Source organism: Mycetocola sp. Y171, from assembly GCF_056713165.1.
This window is the reverse complement of the sequence record NZ_JBWYGX010000001.1, coordinates 1,933,681-1,954,582: the sequence shown is the minus strand read 5'-3', so window position 1 is coordinate 1,954,582 and position 20,902 is coordinate 1,933,681. Positions and strand designations below refer to the sequence as shown.

Below are 20,902 nucleotides of genomic sequence, written 5' to 3'. Positions count from 1 at the left end.
GTATCGCCAGAAGGCTGGGCGACGCCTCTATGTTCGCCGCAAGCCGAACGAGAGCGAATCAGGCGTAAACGTGGGGCGCCAGGACGGCGACGTCACGGAGGTTCCTGTAGCGCTCGTCGAAGTCGAGTCCGTAGCCGACGACGAAGTCGGTGGGGATGTCGAAGCCGACGTACTTGCAGTCGATCACGACCTTCGCGGCCTCCGGCTTGCGAAGCAGTGCGCAGACCTCGATGGACGCCGCTCCACGGGAGGCGAAGTTGTCGAGCAGCCAGGACAGCGTCAGGCCGGAATCGATGATGTCCTCGACGATGAGCACGTGGCGGTCGGTGAGATCGGAGTCGAGGTCCTTGCGGATCTGCACGACACCTGAGGACTTCGTGCCTGCGCCGTATGACGACACGGCCATCCAGTCGATCGATACGTGCTTGGTCAGCGCGCGGGAGAGGTCGGCCATCACCATGACGGCGCCTTTCAGCACCCCGACGAGCAGGAGGTCCTTGCCCGCGTAGTCGGCATCGATGCGCGCGGCGAGCTCGGCCAACTTGTCGTGGATCTGCTCCTCGGTGACGAGGATGGTCGTGAGGTCGCTTGAGATGTCGCTCGATTCCATTTGCTCATCTTATCCGCGCGCCGTGAACACGATTCGGCCACCTTCACGGGAGACCGAGATGCCGGGGACGTCGACAGACCCCTGTCCGTGCCAGTCGGTGACGAGGGAGGCGATCGCCAGCGTGTGCACACGGGACAGGGACTGGCCGAACTCACCGGCCGCGACGATGCGGATGATGCGATTGCGGAGCGCCGCAGGGTTCGCGGCGAGCGCCGCAACCGACACGGCGATCCCCGCTTCTGCTGGCTCACAGATCTCTTCGATGAACTCGTCGATCATCGCGTCGAACGCCTCGGCGTCCTCCCTCAGCTGTTCGGCGGTGCGGGCGAGGGCGTCGGCGATCCCGGGCCCCAGTTCCCGTTCGAGCACCGGGAGCACGTTCGCCCGCACACGCACGCGAGAGAAGGAAGGGTCCGTGTTGTGCGGGTCTGTCCACACGTCGAGCCCTTCGGCGGCGCATGCGGCGTGTGTCGTGGACCTCCTGACGGTGAGCAGGGGCCGGAGGTAGCGGCCGGTGACCGGCGCCATCCCCTGGAGACTGCTTGCGCCTGCGCCACGCGCGAGTCCGAGCAGCACGGTCTCCGCCTGGTCGTCGAGCGTGTGGCCGATGGCGACGGCGGATGCACCGGTGTCGGCGAGCGCGGCTTCGAACGCCGCGTACCGCGCTGACCTCGCTGACGCTTCCGGCCCGCCGCTCCCGCGCACCTCCACCCGCGTGACCACGACCGGGTCGAGCCCGAGTGATCGCGCAGATGCCGCCGCAGACGCAGCGACCTGCGCAGACCCGCCCTGGAGACCGTGGTCGATCACGACGGCGCCGGCGCGAAGGTCGAGCTTCGGCGCCTCGAACGCGGTCGCCGCAGCGAGCGCGAGCGAATCCGGCCCACCGCTGAGCGCGACGAGGACGAGGTCCCCCGGGTCGAGCGCTGAGCCGAGCGATCGACGGACGGCCAGGCGCACCTCGGCGACCGCGGGGTCGAGCGGCGGGCGGCGGGGCGAACTCTCGGTAGGCATCAAGTAACGTTATTGCAGACTTTCAGATAAGGGAGAACACACTCATGGCCGATTACGACGTCGTCGTAGAGATCCCCAAGGGCAGCCGCAACAAGTACGAGGTCGACCACGAAACCGGTCGCGTCTACCTGGACCGCGTTCTGTTCACCGCCTTCAGCTACCCGGTGGACTACGGCTACTTCGAGAACACGCTCGGACTCGACGGAGACCCCGTCGACGCCCTCGTCCTTCTCGAGTACCCCGTCTTCCCCGGCGTCGGCATCAAGGTCCGCCCCGTCGGCGTGCTCAACATGACCGATGAGGCCGGCTCTGACGCGAAGGTCGTCTGCGTCCAGTACAAGGACCCCCGCTGGTCACACATCCAGGACATCTCCGACGTCCCCGAGCAGACGCGCAAGGAGCTCGAGCACTTCTTCGCCCGCTACAAGGACCTCGAGCCCAACAAGTGGGTCACGATCGAGGGCTGGGGCGATGCCGCCGAAGCCGAAGCCATCGTCGAGGCCGGGATCGTCAAACTCCGCGAAGAAGGCGGCCACTAGGCATCCGTCCCCGATACATCCGACGCCCCGCAGCCACGTCCGGCTGCGGGGTTTCGTGTCTTCGGAGGCAGGTTTTCCCGGTCGGCCGACCTCGTTTTGGCAAATCGCGAATCGACCCGTATGCTTACTTCTCGGTAGTTACGGAGCCCTCACAGGCTCGCGGCCCCATCGTTTAGTGGCCTAGGACGCCGCCCTTTCACGGCGGTAGCACGGGTTCGAATCCCGTTGGGGTCACGATAACTACTAGAGTGAGAACAAGTAAAAAAGTAAGGCCCTGTAGCGCAGTTGGTTAGCGCGCCGCCCTGTCACGGCGGAGGTCGCCGGTTCAAGTCCGGTCAGGGTCGCTGAAGTGAAGAGCCCTTCCGAAAGGAAGGGTTTTTTCCCTTCCAGCGGCTATAGCCGTTCGGCTCTGTAGCTCAGTTGGTAGAGCGCACGACTGAAAATCGTGAGGTCACGGGATCGACGCCCGTCGGAGCCACTGAAACCCCTGTCTAGCTTCTACATGATGGGGGTTTCTTCATGTCCGGAACCTGACAGATCCCGACATCCATCCGCATTTTGCACCGCAATCTGGGGGCATGGCCACCTCAAAACGTGACGTATAGTCATGTTTACCGATTGAGGGGATGCCGCTGTGAAAACCGCATGGACACTTGAGGACCTGTATCGAAGTATCGCGCGCGGCTGGCTCCTGCTGGTCGCCTTCGCGATAGCTTTCGCCGTCCTCGCGCTCGGCGCATACCAGTTGTGGCCGCAGAAGTTCGAGGCGACAGCCGTCATGACCGTCGAGCCGCTCACAGTCAGTTCCGCCAGCCAGGGATCGGGCAGCGAGGTCAACATGGAGACGGAACGGGTCGTCGCCACCTCGAGTGAGGTGCTGACTCTGGCGGCGAAAGCCCTGGGCACTCAATCGATCAGCGAGCTCCGCGACGGGGTCGTCGTGTCTGTTCCCAAGGGATCGCAGGTTCTCGCATTCACGGTGACGGCCGAAGACCCCATGACGGCCGCGCAGCAGGCCAACGCGATCGCGAACGCGTACAGCGAGCGCCGTGTCGCCAACGCCGAAGCAGTCGTCGCTGACGCCATCACTTTCCTTTCCGGCAGGATCGCTGAGCTGGAGACGCAACTGGCGGCCGCTGACCCGCAGAGCGAGAACACCCAGACCCTGCAGGCGCAGATCGTCTCCCTCCAGAACAGCCAGGCGGCACTCACCTCGACGACGTTCTACTCTGGAGCGCTCATCAGTCCAGCCGTCGAACCGTCGTCGTCGACGAGGCCTTCGGTGGCCGTATTCGTCGCCGGCGGCCTGTTCATCGGACTGTTCCTCGGTTCGTTCAGCGCCCTGCTCTATGGGCGCAGACGCCTGCACCAGCGTCCGGTCATCGAGACTGTCGCCGAGGAGGCTGAACCGCTCCCCGCCAAACGTCCGGCCAGGCCCTCCACTCCCAGGCAGAAGACGAAGAAAGACCAGGAATGGGTGCCCCCGCGCACGCTCATCCTGCCTGACGAGGGTTTCCCCTCGGACAAGGACCGTGCCGAACTACTCCTTCCGGGCCCGGCGAACAAACGCTGATTCTCCGTACCCCCCGCTCCTGACCGCTCCTGGAGGCCCCCGTGACCGCGCGATTCGCATCGACCGCCTTCGGAATCAAGACACGGATCGCGCAACGGGGCATCCGGGCGGTCGACCGCACGCTGCGTGCGAACGAACTCGTCGACCCCGAGGTCGCCGCAGAGCGGCAGCGTGCGACGACGATGGAGCTCGCCCGCTACGCGTTCGACACCACACCGTTCTACCGGGACCGCTACCGTGAGGCGGGCATCAACCGGCGCGACCTGTATGACCCTGAGGTCTTCGCGGACCTGCCCGTCGTGCAGAAGTCCGACCTCAGGGAGCGCAGGGACGATTTCCTCTCCGAGGGCGTCCCTGTGTCACGCCGGCTGACCAGCGCCACCGGGGGAAGCACAGGGGTCCCCGTCTCGCTCTTCCACGACAAGCTCTCCCCCGTCGCCGCCATGTGGTGGCGGGTCTACCGCTGGTGGGGGATCGAGCCCTGGGAAGACATGGCGTTCATCCATCGGGAACGGCGGACGCCGGCGACCCAGCGTCGTGAGGCGCTCGAGTGGTGGCCGAGCAGGCACGTCGTCCTGGACTCCCGCGGGATGTCACCCTCATCGATGGAGCAATTCCACGAGACGTGGACCGAGGTGGCTCCGCGCCTCCTGAACGGCTACATCGGCGGAGTCCACGAGTTCGCCTCGTACGTCTTCGAGAACGGCCTGTCGATCCACGCACCACACGCGATCGGAGTCACATCTGCACCGGTCACGCCGTCGCAGCGCGCGTTCATCGAGTCCGTGCTCGGCGCTCCGGTGTACGACCAGTACCGCACGGCGGAAGTGCCCTGGGTCGCAGCGCAGTGCGCAGACAAGTCCGCCCTGCACGTCCTCTCCGACCTCCGCACGCTCGAGATCACCGATGACGACTGGAAGCCGGTCCCCGCCGGTGTGCACGGCAACGTCGTCGTCACCGACCTCTGCAACCGGGTGTTCCCGCTCATCCGCTATGAGATCGGCGACCTCACCCACATCATCGACGAGCCGTGCCCGTGCGGGAGGTCGCTGACCCGCATCGCACCCATCTCCGGGCGCATTTCGGACGTACTGCGCCTCCCCAACGGAATGAGCGTCGCCGGAGGCCTCAACGCCCTCTTCAACGCACGACCGGACGCCGTCCGCCAGTTCCAGATCCACCAGCACGCCGACTACAGCATCGCCCTCCGCTACGTGCCGAGTGACAGCCCCGGCGCCGAGGGCGCCGTCGCAGACGCCGCCGAACGGCTTGCGGTGATCGTCGAGCACGCCGTGCCCGTCGTGCTCGAGCCGGTGGAGTTCATCGCGCACGACCGCGGCAAGGCGAGAACCGTCGTCTGCGATGTCGCTTCCCCTGTCCCGTCCTGACGTCCAGCACAAACAGCGGCGCCGCCTCCGATTTCCGGACGTGGCGCCGTTGCGTGTTGCCCTCGGGGCCGGTTCAGGCCCTGGCGAGCCTGGGGACCTGAGCGACCGAATCTTCTGCCCACAGCTCGCGGGCGATGCTCACCGTGCTGCGGATGTGCGACGCGGACGAAGCGCCGAAGACGATCGACTCGATGCCGGGCTGGCCGTGGATCCACTCCAGTGCTTCGCGGGGCGGGATCGCTCCCGAGGCGAACACCGACATGGCGATCGGCCGGAACTGCCCGCTGGACAGTGCAGAGCCGTATGCCTCGGCACCGCCGGACACACGGAAACCGATCTTGTTGATGTTCGAGCAGACGATCGGGTTCTCGACACCCGCACGTTCGAGCATCACAAGCAGTCGGGGCAGGTTCATCGTGATAAACCCGGGTTCGGCGCCGTACCTGGCCCTGACGTGGTCGGCGAACATCCGGAACGCGTCGACGAAGCCGAGGCCGAGCAGGAGGTCGACGACCACGTTCTGCAGGAAGATCACCGGGGTCGACAGGCCGCGGAACATCTTCATCTCTGCGTCGACGAGCAGCGTGATGATGCCTTCGATGTCTTTGGTGGCGAACGACTTGCCTCCGCGCACAGCAGCGTTGAGCAGGCCCTCATCCGGCAGGAACGCTTTCAGCGCGCCGAGCATCCCGTACTCCGAGACGGCGTTCGCATATTTGTGGGCATACGGCATGCATGGATAGAACTGGTAGTCCGGGTACCGGTCCGGGTGCGCGCGTACGTGATCGCAGACCTCGGCGATCCGTTCGTGCGTCGTACACATGAAGGTTCGGATGCCTTCGGCGTACGCCGCATCGATGACCTCGATGATGGCTGCCGTGTCCTGGAAGCGCACGGCCTGGGCACGCGCCTTCTCCTCCGACATGTGATTGACGCCGAAGAACTGATTGTCTCCGAGCAGTAAGCGGTCCACTGGTCCTCCTGGGTGAAATGGGCGCGACGTCAGGCGACGGATGCGCGGGTTCGTCGATGCCAGAATGGCGCCCGTTCGGGAGCGGCCGGCACTGGCGCCGCCTGCTCGCGCAACGTCGACGGTCCGACGGCGGCGTCGGCGATGAGCATCTCGATCACGCGGTCCGTGCCTGCGGCGATGGCGAAGTTGTTCTCCCGGTGGGCGCGTTCGACCAGCGGGACGTCCAGCCCGGACCGGACGAAGTAGTCCAGCTCCGCGCTGTACTCTTCACCGCGGAGGTAGAACCACACCGGATCGGTGAGTTCGGTGGTGTACCGCACGTTCCAGCCGTGGCGGTAGCCGTCCGGCACTGTGGCCGACTCGTTGAAGTAGACACGACACTCCTGCCGGTCGGCGGAGATCTTGCCCTTCTTGCCGTAGATGGTGAGCTGTGTCGTCATCTTGCGGAAGGACTCGTCCGACCAGTTCACGGACAGCTGGCCGGTCATCCCCTGGGGGAAGAACAGGGTGGTGAACACCTCGTCGTCGGTTTCGGCGGAGAAAACACTGCCCAGGACGGTCCCGCCGACGCCGGTCGGAGAGCCGAAGTACCAGTTGAGCAGGTCGAGCGGGTGGGCCGCGTAATCGTAGACGCATCCGCCGCCGCTGTCCCGCTTGCTGCGCCAGGTGCTCCCCTTCTCCTTGAGGACGACAGGTCCGTATGCCTCCGCACTGACGTGCGTGACGTCACCGATCGCCCCGAGGTCGAGGAGTCGCTTCACCTCGCGGAAAGCCCCGACGAACCGGTTGTGGTACCCGACCTGTGTGACGAGTCCCTCTGACTGCGCTCTGGCGGCGAGCTCCTCCGACTGTTGGGACGAGAGCGTCAGCGGCTTCTCGCAGAAGACGTGGATGCCCCGGTCGAGCGCCTCAGAGACGAGTGCGTAATGGGACGACGTCGGGGTGGCGATGATGACGGCATCCGCGTCGACTCGGTCGAGCATCTTGCGATAGTCGGTGAATGTCGCCACACCCGTGTACTTCGATAGCACGTCCAGGATGTAGCCCATGGAGTCGCAGACCCCGACGACCTGGACGTCGGGATGCGCGTTCACCATGGCCAGATGGGACAGCCCCATCTTGCCGACACCGACGATTGCGATTCTGAGCATTGCCTACCCCCAAGACGGGTCAAGTTCTGGAAAGTGTGGATTCCTCACATTATGCTAGCCACCAAGAGACACGGACAGCATGCCCCATTCGGGGCGCACCCTTGGAGGTCGCGTGATGGACCAGCGCAACGCCGGCGGAAGGGTCCCCCCGGCGGGCTCACGCAGCCTGGCATCGGAGTCGACGATGACGGCGCCTCCGGTGACCGCGGTGGTGCCGACGCACAACCGCCCAGAGCTCATGAAACGTGCCGTGACGAGTATCGCGGAGCAGAACTATGAGGGTCCGCTCGAGATCCTGGTTGTTTTTGATGCATGCGACGTCGAACTGCCCGACATCTCCCTCCGCGACGGCCAGACCCTGCGGGGCGTGAAGAATTCGCGGGCCAGAGGACTCGCGGGGGCGCGCAACACGGGGATCATGGAAGCAGGCACCGACTACGTCGCATTCCTCGACGACGACGACTTCTGGCTCCAGGGCAAGTTGGCGGCACAGATGGAGGTCCTCCAACGCCAGCCCGACGCCATCCTGGTCGGGACAGCAATGGTCGTGGACGATGGCCAGCGCACCCATGAGCGACTGATGTCTGGCGACGTCATCAGTCACAGCGACCTTGTTCAAAAGGGGCTCGCAGGCCTGCACTCGTCTAGTCTTCTCTTCCGTCGCGAGCGACTCCTCGGCGACCTCGGCCTTGTCGACGAACTGCTGCCGCGGAGCTACGGAGAGGACTACGACCTCCTCCTCCGCGCGTCCGCTCTTCATCCCGTCGCCGTCGTCAACCGGCCTCTCGTCAATGTGACGTGGCAGGGACAGTCGTACTTCTTCGGCCAATGGGCGCTGTACGCCGAGGCGCTCCAGTACCTTTTGTCGAAACACCCGGAGTTTGCATCGAACAAGAAGGCCATCGGACGCATTCAGTCTCAGGTCGCCTTTTCGCTCGCGGCCAGCGGGCAGAAGACGGAGGCCAGGTCGTGGGCACGACGGGCTCTCAAGAACGACCCCGGGCAGGTCAAGGCGGCGCTCGCGCTGGCCATCTCCACCGGGCTTGTCACGGCTCCTCAGGTGATACGCGTTGTCCGGCGCTTCGGGAAGGGGATCTGACTCGTGCGCATCCTCATCGTGTGTTCGTCGGGCGGGCACCTGACCCAGGCCTTGGCGCTTCGCTCCTGGTGGGGCAACCACGAGCGTTCATGGGTCACACTTCCGACCGAGGACGCACGGTCGAGGCTCGCAGACGAACGGATGGTCGAAGCCCACTACCCGACCGTTCGCAACGTGCCGAACCTGATCCGCAACTTCGGTCTGGCCAGGCACGTCCTCGCCGCAGAGCGACCAGACCTCGTCTTCAGCACCGGTGCGGCCATCGCGCTTCCGTTCTTTCTTCAGGCCGGACACTTCGGCGCCAGAACAGCTTTTCTCGAACCGGTGGACAGAATCGCGTCGCCGTCACTGAGCGGCCTGCTTGTCTACCCGTTCGCCGACGAGATCCTCGTTCAATGGCCCCAGCTCACGAAAATCTATCCGGATGCGACGAGAACGGGGGTGGTCCTGTGACCCGGCAGAGCACCGTCGTCGTGAGCGCCGGCACCTACCATCTCCCCTTCCACCGACTGAGCGAATGGGTCCAGCCGTGGGCGGATGCGCATCCGGGAGTCAGGATCGTCATGCAGCACGGGCCTGGCAGGCCTGTCCGGGGCGCGGAGAACCACGAGATCCTCGCCTACGACGAACTGCTCGCGCTTTACGCCACCGCTGACGCCATCGTGCTCCAGGGCGGCGCAGGAGGCATCATGGACATGCGTGCGCTCGGCCGGGTGCCTATCGTCGTCCCCCGGGTGCCGAAAGACGACGAGGTCGTCGACGATCACCAGTTGCTCTTCACCGAGGAGATGGCAGAACTGGGGCTCATCCACCGTGTGACGAGTCGGGACGTGCTCTGGGCGCGGTTGGACGAAGCCGTCGCCGGATCGCTGGTGACCCGTGTCGATCACGCTGAGGCGACGCCTGGGGTCGACGGCGTGAGCGACCTGCTCACCCGCCCTCCGCACAAATTGGGCGCCGGCACGCGGTTCCGTCGCCAGATCGCGGCCGCTGGGCTGATCCTGCACCGCCACTGAGCCACGGTCGCCTGGGCTACGCGAAGCGTTTGAGCCCGGGCAGTTCGGCCCACAACGCTCTGATGTCCAGCCTCGCCCTCAGCGCCCAGAGGATGACGCCGTAGATCACGCTCAGCCCCGTGGCCGCGACGATCAGCACGAGAAGGGAATCGCCGAACGCCAGGCGTGCGGCGAGGCCTCCGACACCGTAGACGACGGCAGCCAGCCCCATCGCGAAGGCGAGCCGACGCGGGGCCAGCCGCACACCCATCCGTCGGTGTACCTGCCAGGACGCAACAAGGGTCTCGACGATGATCCCGACCGCCCAGGTGATCGCAGCCCCGACCATACCGATGACCGGGACCAGCAGCAGGTTGAGCCCGATGTTCACCCCGAGCGCGAGGGATTTGTTGTACATCTGCCATGAGCTCCTGCCGCCCTGGAGCATGATGCTCTGCAGCATGCCGGCTGCCGACTGGACCATCATTGCAACGGCGAGGATCGAGAGCACGATCGCCCCCTCGCGGAACTCGGGCCCGAAGATCCCGAGCACGGCGGAACCGAGAGTGGCCAGCAGGAGGTAGAACGGCCAGGTGGTGAGGATCATGGCCCGCGTGACACGCGTGTGGAGGGTGCTGGCCTCCTCCAGCCGCCCTTGGGCCAGCAGCCCGGAGATCGTCGGGCTGACGGCAACCCGCATCGAGCGGTCGACGACCTGGCCGGCCTGGATGGTCCGAGTCGCCACGGCGTAGATCCCGGCCTCGGTGGGAGAGGCCAGCGCGGCGACGATCAGGACGTCAGACCACTCGAGCGCCGTCTCCAGCCCGGCGCCGACGGCGCGCGCACCGCTGAACGCCCAGAACGATCTGGCGTCATCCCGGAATCGGCTGCTCGCCTCACGGCGGGAGCGCCAGTCCCGCAGGAGCGGCCCGGCAAGGACGGCGCACGTCACGACGAGCCAGACAGGGAGGGGGATCATCCAGGCCATGACGTACTGCGACACGGTGCCGACCAGCCAGATCACGGCAGCCACAGCGACCAGTCTCGACGCAGGCAGAAGGATGCTCTGCAGCAGGGTGAACGTCTTCACACCCCGGATCATCCGCACCGCCATCTGGAGCACTCCGAGCACGGCGGCAACGACGATGAAGGGTGCCATGGTCCGCAGCAGGGAAGCCAGCGCCTCCTCCCCCCCCGGTGCGGACAACCAGGTCGCTATCGGGAGCGAATAGACGGTGAGGACCACCCCGGCGACCGCGGAGACGACGGCGACGGGTACGACGGCGATGAGGACCGTCCTCCACGCCTCACCCCGCCGCTCGAACGCGTTCTGGCCTGCGAGGAACCGGACGATCCCCGTGCTCGTCCCCAGCCGGAGGATCTGGCTGACGATGGTGAAGATGGCGATCGCCTGGAAGAAGATACCCGTGCCATATGCCCCAGCACCGTTGCCGACGAATGCGGTGAGGACGAAAGCGGCCGCGGCGGCGAAGACCGAGCCGAAAAGGCTGATCGATCCGCTCCTGGCCAGCCGTTCAGTCGGCATGGGCCGACCCGAACGGCCTCGGATGCCTCGTCCAGTAGTCCGAGGACGGCGCGTACCGCTCCCTGAGCATCAGAGCGAGCACGATGCCGATAGCGAGCAGGTGCCGGTCGAGACCGTAGAAGATGCTCATGACCACGGCTCCGACGAGGGATCCGTGCAACCACAGCGCTGAAACATTCGGGGCGGCCCATGTTCGCGCTACTCCGCCGAGGAGGAACCAGGCGAAGAGCGCGAGCCCGACGAAGCCGAAACAGAACATCAGGTTCCACAGGGTGCCCTGGGTCCCCACGGTGATCTCGCTCGTGAACGACGGCCGCGGAGCGCCGTAGCCGAACAGTGGCGAGACGAGCGTCCTTTCGAAGGTTTCCGCGTAGAGGTCTCCCCTGCCCTCCGTGGTGTCGACAGTGTCCTGGCGCTCGGTGATGCGGTCGAGCATCCCTGACAACAGAAGGATGACGGTGAGGGCCGCCCCGAGGAAGGTGAGCCAGAGGAACGGCACCCACTTGCCCCGGAACAGGAGGCGCACCAGCACGTAAGCCACGACCGCAGCGATTCCGATGAACAGGCCCCGGTTGCTCGTCGCGATCGCCGGCGGGATGGAGAGGGCGATCCCGATGACGAGCAGAATGGTTGCCTTCGCTGTTCGAACCGCGATGGCGTACGCGACGGCGATGGGCGTGAGAATGGTGATCGCCGCTCCCCAGCCGTTCGTGTACGCGAACGGAGCCGACGGCCGCAGGAACGGTTCGACAGCTCCCCACGGTGTCTGGATCTCGGCGAACTGGGGGAACACCAGGTCGCTGACGTACTCGTTCTGCAGGATTGACGAGGGGAGGAGGAGGCCGATCGTGTTCCGCAGCTCGCCTTCCGGCCATAACAGTCCGAGGTAGCCTCCGAAGATGACGAACACCCACATCGCAGTGAGTCCGGCGAGGAGCCGGGAAACCGTCAGCGTTTTCCGAGCGTTGACGACGTAGACGATGATGACCGCGACGGCGGCGAATTGAGCGAACCGGACGCCGAAGCCCAGCAGCCGGCCAGCGGAGTCCAGCATCAGCGCACACGGAAGCATCCACGCTACGAAGACCGAGAACGACAGTGAGCCTGGAACGATCTCGACCCGGCCGCGCTGGAAGAGGAAGGCGACCATCACGACGGCCATGATCGCCGTGTAGAACGGCAGCAGGCCGAAGGCCCACCAGACGCCCATCCCCCAGAGCAGGATGAGGACCGGCCAGGCGGGGAGATCAGGGAGCGGGCCGGCCAGGCGGGTGTCCGACGCGGTCGGTCGAGGACCCGTCAGCCTGGTGAGGAGGGACATTCCTCAGCCCTCCCGCACGCGGTCTCGCGGCTGTTCCCCGATGAGGGCCTGGTACTTGCGGCGAAGCGAGAGCGCGGCGACCCCTGCCGTCACGACGAAGAGACCCGTGTAAAGGACGAGGAAGAGCGGAGGGTAGGCGAGCGCCGCGATTACCACGTAGAGGGTCCCGACGTCATAGGGGATCTTCGCGAACGACACCCAGTCGGGCGTGCCCTCCGCCGCGGAGCCGTCGTCGGAAGCGGCGGCCGAGAGTTTCCCGGCCAGCGTCTGGGCGAAGAACCAGGCGGACGACAGGACGAGGAAGAGGAGCGCCACCGCAACCGACCACAGCGGGAGCCCCGCCCGCCAGAGGCAGACGGCGATGGCGAGGTGGACAAGGGGCAGGCGGACGGAGTCGACGACATGGTCGAGCCACTCCCCCGCCTTGCTCCCCCGGTTCGTCAGCCGGGCGAGCTGCCCGTCCGCTGAGTCGAGTGCGTACCCGGCCAGGAACAGAAGCATCGCTGCCAACGCGGCGGCGGGTGTGAGCGGGAGGAAGACCAGGACGGCCATTCCCCCCGCGGACACGACCCCGCTGATCAGGGTGACGGCGTTCGGGGAGAGCCCGACGACGTACGCGGCTGCTGCCGCCCGTCGTCCGAGGCCCCGGTTGACCCAGCGCAGGTAGGCGGGTACTCCTGCACCCGACTTCTGCGCTGAGGCCAGCTCGGCCGTCGCCACCCTGTATCTGTTCATCAGCCGCGCGTACCTACACCGGTGAGCGCAAACGTCAGGTCGGGGGTCGACCGATAATTCGCGTGCGTCTCCGCCGCTATCGTGTTCGTCCCCGCGTTCAGCAGAGCCACAGGGACATTGAAGGTGACACGGTTCGCAGCGGCCGTGGCCGATCGCGGTGCAGCTGTCGCGTAGCTGTTCTGCGTGATAGCGCCGGCCGGCAGGTTCGCCCTGCCCACTTCGGTGCCGTTCACGTAGACGATGACGCCGTCATTCGCGATCACCGAGAGGGCCACGCTTTCGAACTCACCCGGATCAGGCGTCTCGAACGTGCCGCGGAACTGAGCGCTCAGCGGCCGTGGCGTCGGCGCCCCGACACTGATGTCGGTTCCGATCCCTGCGGTGTTGAACCCGAGCACACCTGGGCCTGACGCCCAGGCCGAGTCATCGAATCCCGGGTTCTGCCAGCCGGCAGCCAGAGCGTCGGTGTGGAACCGCCATTTCCAGCTGCTTGAGTCCTGCACCAGGGTCACCTGGGGGTCAGGAGGACCGGCAGGTGTCGTGACGGTCACGGTGCCTGCAGGTCCTGTCTGGCCGGACGAATCCGCCCCGACGACGCTGTAGTTATAACTCGTCGACGCGGAGAGACCGGAGTCGGTGTATCCGGGAGCGGATGCCGGGACGGTGCCGATCTGTGTGCCGTTTCGGGACACGCGATACTCGACGGCCGATGACCCCGACGGATGCGTCCAGGTGAGCTGGACAGTGGTGCTGCCGGTGGCTTCACCCGTCACCGTCACGCCCGCAGGCGCTGCCGCCGGAGGCGACACCAGCGCGACCGCAGTGGTTGCCGACCGGTTGCCGGCCGCATCGACGGCCCTGACGAAGTAGCGGACATCCGCCGCTTCTATCGGGACGTTCACCGTTCTGACGCCCGACGTGGTGACGGCGACGACCTTGTTCTCGCGGAGAACCTCGTAGCCGGTCACGGCCTTGTTGTCGGTCGACGCTCCCCAGTTGAGGCGGGCGGTCGTCGAGTCCAGGCGCGTGGAGGTGAGCGCCCCCGGTTTGCTCGGCGCTGCCGCGTCCCTCGGAGCGAACCTGGCGAATCCGCCGGACCACTGGCTGACTTCCCCTGCCCTCAGAGTGCGTGAGAAGTCACCACCCGTCCACAGGACGCCGGTCGAGTCAGTGAAGAGCCCCCACGCGCCGTACCCTGCGCGGGCCTGGATGAACGGGCTCCAATCCTCATGGACCTGGCCGGTGGCGACATCCCATGCGCCGACGAGACTGATCTTGTCCGCCTGCGTCCAGTTGGTGCCGACGCCGTCCCAGAAGAACGCGTTCTCGTAGACCCAGTCGCCGCAGTGGCACCCGGCGTAGACGACGTTCCCGGTCGAGCTGACGACCTGGAAGTCACCGCCCGCCTTGGTGATCGAGCCACTCTGCCTGACGAAGTTGTTCCGGTCGTAGCTGAACAGGCTGTGTTCAGATCCGCCGATCCAGACTTTGCCGCCCGCCTCGCGGACACCGAGCTGCCAGATGTTTCCGGTGTTGTTCACGCCCGGCTTCGAGAAGATCGGCGCCCACAGCGGGGTGACCGGGTCGGCGCCTGCCGCAGTCGACAGTGCGTTCGCACTGAGCGTCTGCGTCTCTTCCGTCTGGCGGAAGTATCCGGAGAAGTAGGTCCGGTCGCCGCTCGGAGAGGCGTCGACGCCGACGCTCGTCCCGTTCATGATCGGGTTCCAGTTCACGTCTGGCACGCCCGTGGTGAGGTTGATCCTTCCGCCGTTCCAGCTCGAGGCGGTGATCCCGCCCTGCCGGACGAGGTGCGTGTACGAACCGGAGACGTAGAGCCAGTTGCCCTGAACCGAGAAGCCACGGATCTGGGCGACGCCGCCCGTTGTGCGGTTCTCGGCGTCCACCTGCCAGCCGGTCGTGGCGCCCGTCGTCGGATCGACGATGACGATGCCGGTGTGGCTGTCTCCGTTGGCAACGCTGAACATGCCGCCGAGCGCGACCCGACCGTCAGGAAGAGCCGCGATGGCCTTCACCTGGTCGTTGAGCACGGGGGCGAATGCGGGGCGGAACTGGCTGTCGGCCACGTTGAATGCGGCCACATACGGACGTTCGACCTTGTCCGCGCCTGTGGATGCTTCGGCTCGCTGCACGTAACGGAAGTTGCCTCCCACGTACACGCTCGTGCCTGACTGGCCGAAGGCGCTGACCTCGGTGTTGAGTTCACCGGTACGCCCGTTGGCGAGGCCGGAGACTCCCCAGACCGTGCGCTGTGCGTCGCTCTCAGCGAGCGGGATCTGCGCGGTCGCCGGCGCGCCGGCATCCGGGATGGTTCCGAAGTTCATCTCGGCGATCTTCAGCTTCGGCCGCAGGTACATCTGAGCGAACGGGCGGGCTCCGCCGTTGCCGTTCGTGCTGGTGTACAGGTAGGTCGTCGCACTGTTGGTGCCAGTGATCTGCGAACCGTACGCCATTCCTGCGGTCCACCCCTGCGCGGCCGTATAGGTCGTATCGAAGCGGTTCAGGCCGCTGTTGTTGCCGAAGTTCCTGGTCTGCCCGCCTGATCCGGTGACGCCGTTGAAGCTATAGGTCGAGACCCGATGCTCAGCGGCGAAGGTCCACACCCAGCGGTCACGAACCTGGTACTTGAAGCGCACCTCCTGGTATGCGGTGCCTGTCGCGTTCGACGCCCTACGGACGCGGACGCCGTCGGTGAGCGCATCGACGCGGCCGTTGTTGAGGAGTCCGTCCACCTTGACAGCCTGGAGCTGTGCGGTTTTGAACGCCCCTGTTCCGGAGACCGTCGTGCGGACCTCGTTGGGACGCAGCCCGCCGTAGAGCTCCTTCCACCCTTCACGGCCGCGAGCGATGAGTACCCATCCACCACCGTCCGTCGTCATGTCGCAGTAGAACTGCTCAGGTGCCTTGAGCGCAGGGGTGAGCAGCCAGTAGGTGCCGTCCGTCGCTGACGGAACGTTCTGCTTGACCTCCCAGCAGGAACCGGCCGCTGTTGCGAGCGATTGCCCTGTCGGTAACGGATCGGCCGCCGTTGCCGGCGCCGCGGTGAGGAGCGACGCCCCCAGGGCGAGGACCGTGGCGAGAATGGCGGCCGCTTTCGCCCGCCCGACGCGATTTCGTGCGCCTGGTTGACGCGGTGGACGACTGATCGCTGGAGCTCCATAGGGGTTCATGAGCACGTTCCTTTTTCGGGTATTTCATGGGTGACGATCTTCCAGAGCCCGTTGAGGAACTGGGCGCCGTAAGTGTGCTGGACAGGGTGGTCTGGGGTGTACATGCGGTCTTTCAGGGACTTTCCGTTCTCATCGACGACATCGACATCGGACGTGTCGACGCAGACGCTGAGAGTCATGGCCGGCGGTTTCGCGGTCAGGTCGACGGCCCCGACGGTGACGTCCGTCAGTTTCGCGTCGCCCACCTGCTTGTAACCGAGGGCTTTGCGCTCCGCCGCGAGTGCCTGGAGTTCGCCGAGGACGAATCCGGCGGCAACTGTTTCTGCACCGTCGATGCTTCCGTCTCCGCGCTGGAGCACCTGGTTCGTTGCGAGGATGAAGGAGTCAAGTGTCGAGTCGACGGCTTCGACCGAGTCGGTCTTGTCCCCGATCGGTGCAGGGGTTGGCGTCGGAAGGGTGAGTGGCTTCGGAGGCGCAGGGGTCGGTGTCGATGTGGCCGCCGGCTTTCCGGCGTCCGCTCCGCCGAAGGTGAACCAGCCGTTGGCGAGACCGACGGTGAGGACCAGTCCGACCACGACGACGAAGACGGCGACGGCGACGGCCAGCCGCGGGATCCGTCCGCGCATGCGCGTCCCGCCCGGGGGCTGCTCTGACGCCGTCATGAGTTCACCGAGGATTCGCGTGAGCTGTGGGCGGAATCTGACTGGCGCCCCGATTCGAGAACATCGAGTGCGCGTCTCAGCTCGGTGCTCGAGGTGCTGACTGTGTACGGGAAGTACACGACATCGACACCGACAGCGGCGAACTCCCTTTCGAGCCGTTCACCTTTCTCGGTGCCCCGCCAGTCGTCGCCCTTGAAGAACACGTCGAACCGGAGGGATCGCCAGGTGTCGAGCTTGTCAGGGACGACCTCCGCGACGGCGTCGTCGACGAAACGGATGTTGCGGACGATCTCGAGCCGCTCGAAGAGCGGGACGATCGGCGGGCGGCCCTTGGTGAGTTCGAGCATCTCATCGGAGACGACCCCGGCGATGAGGAAGTCGCACTGGCTTCTCGCGTGCTTGAGGATGTTGAGGTGGCCGACGTGGAACAGGTCGAACGCCCCGGCCGCGTAGCCGACGCGGAGGGCGCCATGTGCGTGTGCGGACATCAGTAGGCTCCCACCGGTCGGATCAGCACGCGGAACGTGCGCCAGATGATCATGAGGTCGCCAGTGAGTGACCAGTTCTCGACGTAGTACAGGTCGAGCCTCACGCTCTCCTCCCAGTCCAGGTCCGAGCGCCCGTTCACCTGCCACATCCCGGTGAGGCCCGGCTTGATGTAGAGGCGGCGGCGGACGTGACCCTCGTAGTCGGCGACTTCACGTGGGAGGGGCGGCCGCGGTCCGACGATGCTCATTTCACCGACGAGCACGTTCCACAACTGCGGCAATTCGTCGAGGGAGTATGCACGGAGGAAGCGGCCGACGCGGGTGACTCTGGGGTCGTCCTTCATCTTGAAGAGCAGACCTGAACCCTCGTTCTTGTCGAGGAGCGCGGCGAGGTCGCTTTCAGCCGTCTCCACCATGGATCGGAACTTGAGCATCCGGAAGGTGTCGCCCCTGCGGCCGACCCGTTCCTGGCTGAAGATCACCGGCCCTGGGCCGTCCCGCTTCACAGCGACGGCGATCGCGAGCATCACAGGCGCGAGCACGATCAGCGCGCACGCCGAGATGAGCACGTCGAGCACGCGTTTGAAGGTGTGCTTCGGCCCGTCGTAGTTCGGCAGTTCGACGTGCATGAGCGGCAGGCCCTCGACCGGACGGAAGTGGATCCGCGGTCCGGCGACGTTCGTGAGTCGCGAGGCGACGACGAGTTCCGCCCCCGTCGACTCGAGTTCCCAGCCGAGGTCGCGGATGTACGTGGATTCGCTCGCGTAGCCGCCTGCCACGATGACGGTGTCCGCCCCGATCTCGTCGGCGACCTGGGCGACGCGGTCAGGGGTTGTGACGACAGGGATGACGGTGCGGCCCTCGACGATCGGGGCGGTGGCGTCTCCGTACAGGGCCGCGCCGACGACCGTGTATGCAGCCCCGCTGCTGTGGTGGATGCGACGCACCACGTAACCGACGTCTGCCCGGTCGCCGACGACGAGCGCGCGGCTGAGGTAATTGCCGAACAGCCGCTGGTGGGTAAGCCAGCGCCGCCACGACCAGCGGCCGAGGAGGAGGGCGGACACACCGAGGGGGAGGGACACGAGGAAGAAGCCACGCGCGATGTCGACCTGGAGGAGGAGGAAGGTGATGGCCAGCAGGCCGAAGGTGATGGCACTTGCGGAGACCACCCGCTTGTATTCGGCGGCCCCGACGCCGAGCTCGCGGCTCTCCCTGGTGCGGTACAGTCCGAGCGCGCCGATCCAGCACAGTGACATCACCAGCGCGATGAACCACTCGTTGACCGGGAAGCCGCTTACGTAGATGACGTGCTCGTCGGTGCCGAACCGGAGAAACGCGCTGATGGCGATCGCAGCGAAGACGATCAGGCAGTCGGTGACGAGGAGCTTCGCTCGATACCGTCTCGTCCACGCGACACCGGGGGCGGAGAGCGCCCGCCTGCCTCGTTCGCCGAAGCGGATGGAGACGTCACGGAGGACGTCCAGCGGCGTAGGGTGGGGTTCGACTCTCGTCATGACATGCCCTGCAACAACTTCATAACGTCAAATCCCTCGATACCCGGGTCGGTGTCGGATCGCTGCCGCGTATCGAGCGGGCTGATCCGCACCACGCAATGTGATGATTCCTCAGTTTGGTGGTATCAGAGTATTCCTCACGTTTGAGGACTGCGCGCCCCCCTTAGGGGCACAGAGCTCGCGTCAGAGGGGTCGGCGAGGACACCAGGAACGGCGGCGCGTCAGCGGCCAGACGTCGGCCGGATCGCACGGAAGGTCAGCCGAGGCCCTCGTGGTGCGCGAGGATGACGGCCTGCACGCGGTCGCGGAGATCGAGCTTCTGCAGGATCCGCCCGACGTGCGTCTTCACTGTCGACTCCGACAAGAAAAGGGATTGCGCGATCTCCGGATTGGACAGCCCTCGGCCGATGGCGATGAAGACTTCCCGCTCCCGCTCGGTGAGTACGTCGAGGCGCCCTGAACCTGCCGCCGATCCGTCAAGGGGAAGTTTGCCGCCGTAGAGATCGAGCATCCGGCGCGTGATTCTCGGAGACACGCTGGCCTCCCCGCTGGCGACGGCGCGCACCGCGGCGAACAGCTCCGCCGGCGGGGCGTCCTTGAGCAGGAAGCCGCTGGCCCCGGCGTTGAGGCCGCCGAACGCGTATTCATCGAGGTCGAAGGTGGTCAGGATGATCACCCGGGCGTCCGGCCGCTCATGGACGATGCGCCGGGTCGCCTCGATCCCGTCGAGCGACGGCATCCTGACGTCCATGAGGATCACGTCCGGCTGGAATTCGCGCGCCCGCTCCACCGCGGAGAATCCGTCGGCCGCTTCGCCGACCACCTCCATGTCCGATTCGCCGGCGATCACCATCGCCAGCCCCATCCGCAGGAGGTCCTGGTCGTCGACGAGCATGACCCTGATCGTCATGAGTCCTCCCCCGCTTGCGGCATCGTCACATGTACTCTCCAGCCGCCGGATCCCAGCGGACCGCTTTCGACGATGCCACCGTACAACGCGGCGCGTTCACCCATCCCGATCAGCCCGCGCCCAGCGCCGATCGATGCCTGGGCAGGGCCTCCTGTACCGTCGTCACGCACCGTGAGGTCGACGCCTGGGCCGGAGCAATCCAGCCGCACGAGCACCTCTGTCGGATGGCCGGCGTACCTGAGGGCGTTCGTCAAGGCCTCCTGTACGGAGCGATAGATGGCGAGCTGGACCCCCGAACCGGTCGGGAGGACGCCGATCGTCTGCAGCGTCACCGGCAGACCGGCCCGGCGGTAGCTCTCGACGAGCTCGGGCAGGTTGTCGAGCGTCGGCTGCGGCGACCAGTCGGCGCCGCTGTCCGACTCATCCCTCAGCACACCGAGCAGTCGGCGCATCTCGGCGAGGGATGCCCGCCCTGTCGTGGCGATGCCCTGAATCGCCTCGCGGGAGGCTTCAGGATCCTTGTCGACCATCGCTTCGGCGCCGTCGGCAAGGCGGATCATGACGGACAGGCTGTGGGCGACGATGTCGTGCATGTCACGGGCGATCCGTGCGCGTTCGGATGCCGCGGCGAGCTTCGCCTGCTGATCGCGCTCGCGCGCCAGTTGCGCTGCGCGGTCGACGAGGGCGCCGATGTAGCGGACCCGGTTGCCGATGTTGATGCCGACGAGGACGGCGAAGAGGCAGAGGACGACGGTGGTCAGCACGTCGTTGAACCAGGGGTCCTCGAACAGGGCCGCCGTCATGAAGCCGGCAAGGGTGAGGACCGCCGCCGTGGCTCCGAGTCCGATCCAGGATGCCCGGACGCTGTGATGGACGGCCACCGAGTAGAGCGCGATGACGAGGGCGATGCCACCCATCGCGCTCGGGTTCCACAGGAACAGCGCCGTCGTGGCGAGTGCGAGCACGAGGGCGGTGATCGGCCGGCGCCTGCGGTCGAAGAGCGCTGCTGCCGTCACGGCACCGAGCAGGAGCTCGAAGGTGTTCAGCGCGGGCGGAACGGCGCCGTCGATGTAGGCGAGGATGCGGGCAATGCCCTCGGGCACTGCGTAGATCAGGGCGACGATCGTGTCGGCCACGCGCGTGTGCCTCGCCCAGAACAGACGGATCACACCGGGCGCCCGCGGCAGGCGAAG

General features: G+C 66.2%; 19 protein-coding genes and 3 tRNA genes. 9 read left to right on the top strand and 13 right to left on the bottom strand.

Features of this window, described 5'->3' with window-relative positions; genetic code table 11:
• Positions 1-58: 58 nt before the first annotated feature.
• Positions 59-610, bottom strand: coding sequence for a hypoxanthine phosphoribosyltransferase (hpt, locus tag AC1M2K_RS09430; RefSeq protein ID WP_480238993.1), 552 nt, complete (start codon positions 608-610; stop codon positions 59-61).
• Positions 611-619: 9 nt separating this feature from the next.
• A complete protein-coding gene (gene tilS, locus AC1M2K_RS09425; RefSeq protein WP_480240767.1) occupies positions 620-1,624 on the bottom strand; it encodes a tRNA lysidine(34) synthetase TilS in 1,005 nt (334 codons plus the stop codon).
• A 44-nt stretch (positions 1,625-1,668) separates the two neighbouring features.
• Between tilS and AC1M2K_RS09420 the strand changes: the two genes are divergently transcribed.
• From AC1M2K_RS09420 to AC1M2K_RS09395, 6 genes are all read left to right on the top strand, one after another.
• Positions 1,669-2,163, top strand: coding sequence for an inorganic diphosphatase (locus tag AC1M2K_RS09420; protein ID WP_480238995.1), 495 nt, complete (start codon positions 1,669-1,671; stop codon positions 2,161-2,163).
• A 161-nt stretch (positions 2,164-2,324) separates the two neighbouring features.
• Positions 2,325-2,397: transfer RNA gene (locus tag AC1M2K_RS09415), tRNA-Glu, on the top strand.
• 36 nt (positions 2,398-2,433) lie between these two features.
• A tRNA-Asp gene (locus tag AC1M2K_RS09410) sits at positions 2,434-2,507 on the top strand.
• Between the two features lie 61 nt (positions 2,508-2,568).
• A tRNA-Phe gene (locus AC1M2K_RS09405) sits at positions 2,569-2,641 on the top strand.
• 156 nt (positions 2,642-2,797) lie between these two features.
• Complete coding sequence (locus tag AC1M2K_RS09400) at positions 2,798-3,736, top strand: hypothetical protein (RefSeq protein ID WP_480240766.1); 939 nt, start codon at positions 2,798-2,800, stop codon at positions 3,734-3,736.
• Positions 3,737-3,777: 41 nt separating this feature from the next.
• Positions 3,778-5,124: a phenylacetate--CoA ligase family protein gene (locus AC1M2K_RS09395; RefSeq protein WP_480240765.1), complete on the top strand. Its 1,347-nt coding sequence runs from the start codon at positions 3,778-3,780 to the stop codon at positions 5,122-5,124.
• A gap of 73 nt (positions 5,125-5,197) precedes the next feature.
• Here the strand turns inward: AC1M2K_RS09395 and AC1M2K_RS09390 are convergent, their stop codons facing one another.
• Both AC1M2K_RS09390 and AC1M2K_RS09385 read right to left on the bottom strand, forming a co-directional pair.
• Positions 5,198-6,097 (bottom strand): hypothetical protein, encoded by a 900-nt coding sequence (locus tag AC1M2K_RS09390; RefSeq protein WP_480240764.1) that lies wholly within the window; start codon positions 6,095-6,097, stop codon positions 5,198-5,200.
• A gap of 29 nt (positions 6,098-6,126) precedes the next feature.
• Positions 6,127-7,248, bottom strand: a complete 1,122-nt coding sequence (locus tag AC1M2K_RS09385; RefSeq protein WP_480240763.1) for a Gfo/Idh/MocA family protein — start codon at positions 7,246-7,248, stop codon at positions 6,127-6,129.
• 115 nt (positions 7,249-7,363) lie between these two features.
• Here AC1M2K_RS09385 and AC1M2K_RS09380 point away from each other — a divergent pair, with 115 nt between their 5' ends.
• From AC1M2K_RS09380 to AC1M2K_RS09370, 3 genes are read left to right on the top strand one after another with little or no spacing between them, the layout of a single operon-like run.
• Positions 7,364-8,347, top strand: coding sequence for a glycosyltransferase family 2 protein (locus AC1M2K_RS09380; RefSeq protein WP_480240762.1), 984 nt, complete (start codon positions 7,364-7,366; stop codon positions 8,345-8,347).
• A gap of 3 nt (positions 8,348-8,350) precedes the next feature.
• Positions 8,351-8,800, top strand: coding sequence for a UDP-N-acetylglucosamine--LPS N-acetylglucosamine transferase (locus AC1M2K_RS09375; protein WP_480239001.1), 450 nt, complete (start codon positions 8,351-8,353; stop codon positions 8,798-8,800).
• Complete coding sequence (locus AC1M2K_RS09370; protein ID WP_480240761.1) at positions 8,797-9,363, top strand: glycosyltransferase; 567 nt, start codon at positions 8,797-8,799, stop codon at positions 9,361-9,363. The genes AC1M2K_RS09375 and AC1M2K_RS09370 overlap by 4 nt, the downstream gene beginning before the upstream one ends.
• A gap of 16 nt (positions 9,364-9,379) precedes the next feature.
• Here AC1M2K_RS09370 and AC1M2K_RS09365 read toward each other — a convergent pair whose 3' ends face one another.
• The 9 genes from AC1M2K_RS09365 to AC1M2K_RS09325 form a co-directional block, all read right to left on the bottom strand.
• A complete protein-coding gene (locus tag AC1M2K_RS09365; RefSeq protein WP_480240760.1) occupies positions 9,380-10,888 on the bottom strand; it encodes an MATE family efflux transporter in 1,509 nt (502 codons plus the stop codon).
• Entirely contained in the window at positions 10,878-12,209 is a 1,332-nt protein-coding gene (locus AC1M2K_RS09360; protein ID WP_480239004.1) for an O-antigen ligase family protein, read from the bottom strand. Before AC1M2K_RS09360 ends, AC1M2K_RS09365 begins: the two co-directional genes overlap by 11 nt.
• Positions 12,210-12,212: 3 nt before the next feature.
• The gene (locus AC1M2K_RS09355) at positions 12,213-12,944 is read right to left on the bottom strand and encodes a CDP-alcohol phosphatidyltransferase family protein (RefSeq protein WP_480240759.1); all 732 of its coding nucleotides are present in this window, start codon (positions 12,942-12,944) and stop codon (positions 12,213-12,215) included.
• Entirely contained in the window at positions 12,944-16,132 is a 3,189-nt protein-coding gene (locus AC1M2K_RS09350; RefSeq protein ID WP_480240758.1) for a fibrinogen-like YCDxxxxGGGW domain-containing protein, read from the bottom strand. Before AC1M2K_RS09350 ends, AC1M2K_RS09355 begins: the two co-directional genes overlap by 1 nt.
• Positions 16,129-16,794, bottom strand: a complete 666-nt coding sequence (locus tag AC1M2K_RS09345; RefSeq protein ID WP_480240757.1) for a hypothetical protein — start codon at positions 16,792-16,794, stop codon at positions 16,129-16,131. Before AC1M2K_RS09345 ends, AC1M2K_RS09350 begins: the two co-directional genes overlap by 4 nt.
• A complete protein-coding gene (locus AC1M2K_RS09340) occupies positions 16,791-17,282 on the bottom strand; it encodes an FAD synthase family protein (RefSeq protein WP_480239008.1) in 492 nt (163 codons plus the stop codon). Before AC1M2K_RS09340 ends, AC1M2K_RS09345 begins: the two co-directional genes overlap by 4 nt.
• Entirely contained in the window at positions 17,282-18,799 is a 1,518-nt protein-coding gene (locus AC1M2K_RS09335) for a sugar transferase (RefSeq protein ID WP_480239009.1), read from the bottom strand. The genes AC1M2K_RS09340 and AC1M2K_RS09335 overlap by 1 nt, the downstream gene beginning before the upstream one ends.
• A 256-nt stretch (positions 18,800-19,055) precedes the next feature.
• Complete coding sequence (locus AC1M2K_RS09330; RefSeq protein ID WP_480240756.1) at positions 19,056-19,709, bottom strand: response regulator; 654 nt, start codon at positions 19,707-19,709, stop codon at positions 19,056-19,058.
• On the bottom strand, positions 19,706-20,878 hold the full coding sequence (locus AC1M2K_RS09325) for a sensor histidine kinase (RefSeq protein ID WP_480240755.1): 1,173 nt from the start codon (positions 20,876-20,878) through the stop codon (positions 19,706-19,708). The genes AC1M2K_RS09330 and AC1M2K_RS09325 overlap by 4 nt, the downstream gene beginning before the upstream one ends.
• Positions 20,879-20,902: the final 24 nt, after the last annotated feature.

Excerpts from the sequence above, each read along its gene's own strand:
- hpt (WP_480238993.1), bottom strand. The coding sequence starts at position 610 with ATGGAATCGAGCGACATCTCAAGCGACCTCACGACCATCCTCGTCACC.
- tilS (WP_480240767.1), bottom strand. The coding sequence starts at position 1,624 with ATGCCTACCGAGAGTTCGCCCCGCCGCCCGCCGCTCGACCCCGCGGTC.
- AC1M2K_RS09420 (WP_480238995.1), top strand. The coding sequence starts at position 1,669 with ATGGCCGATTACGACGTCGTCGTAGAGATCCCCAAGGGCAGCCGCAAC.
- AC1M2K_RS09385 (WP_480240763.1), bottom strand. The coding sequence starts at position 7,248 with ATGCTCAGAATCGCAATCGTCGGTGTCGGCAAGATGGGGCTGTCCCAT.
- AC1M2K_RS09380 (WP_480240762.1), top strand. The coding sequence starts at position 7,364 with ATGGACCAGCGCAACGCCGGCGGAAGGGTCCCCCCGGCGGGCTCACGC.
- AC1M2K_RS09365 (WP_480240760.1), bottom strand. The coding sequence starts at position 10,888 with ATGCCGACTGAACGGCTGGCCAGGAGCGGATCGATCAGCCTTTTCGGC.
- AC1M2K_RS09360 (WP_480239004.1), bottom strand. The coding sequence starts at position 12,209 with ATGTCCCTCCTCACCAGGCTGACGGGTCCTCGACCGACCGCGTCGGAC.
- AC1M2K_RS09355 (WP_480240759.1), bottom strand. The coding sequence starts at position 12,944 with ATGAACAGATACAGGGTGGCGACGGCCGAGCTGGCCTCAGCGCAGAAG.
- AC1M2K_RS09350 (WP_480240758.1), bottom strand. The coding sequence starts at position 16,132 with ATGAACCCCTATGGAGCTCCAGCGATCAGTCGTCCACCGCGTCAACCA.
- AC1M2K_RS09345 (WP_480240757.1), bottom strand. The coding sequence starts at position 16,794 with ATGACGGCGTCAGAGCAGCCCCCGGGCGGGACGCGCATGCGCGGACGG.
- AC1M2K_RS09340 (WP_480239008.1), bottom strand. The coding sequence starts at position 17,282 with ATGTCCGCACACGCACATGGCGCCCTCCGCGTCGGCTACGCGGCCGGG.
- AC1M2K_RS09335 (WP_480239009.1), bottom strand. The coding sequence starts at position 18,799 with ATGACGAGAGTCGAACCCCACCCTACGCCGCTGGACGTCCTCCGTGAC.
- AC1M2K_RS09330 (WP_480240756.1), bottom strand. The coding sequence starts at position 19,709 with ATGACGATCAGGGTCATGCTCGTCGACGACCAGGACCTCCTGCGGATG.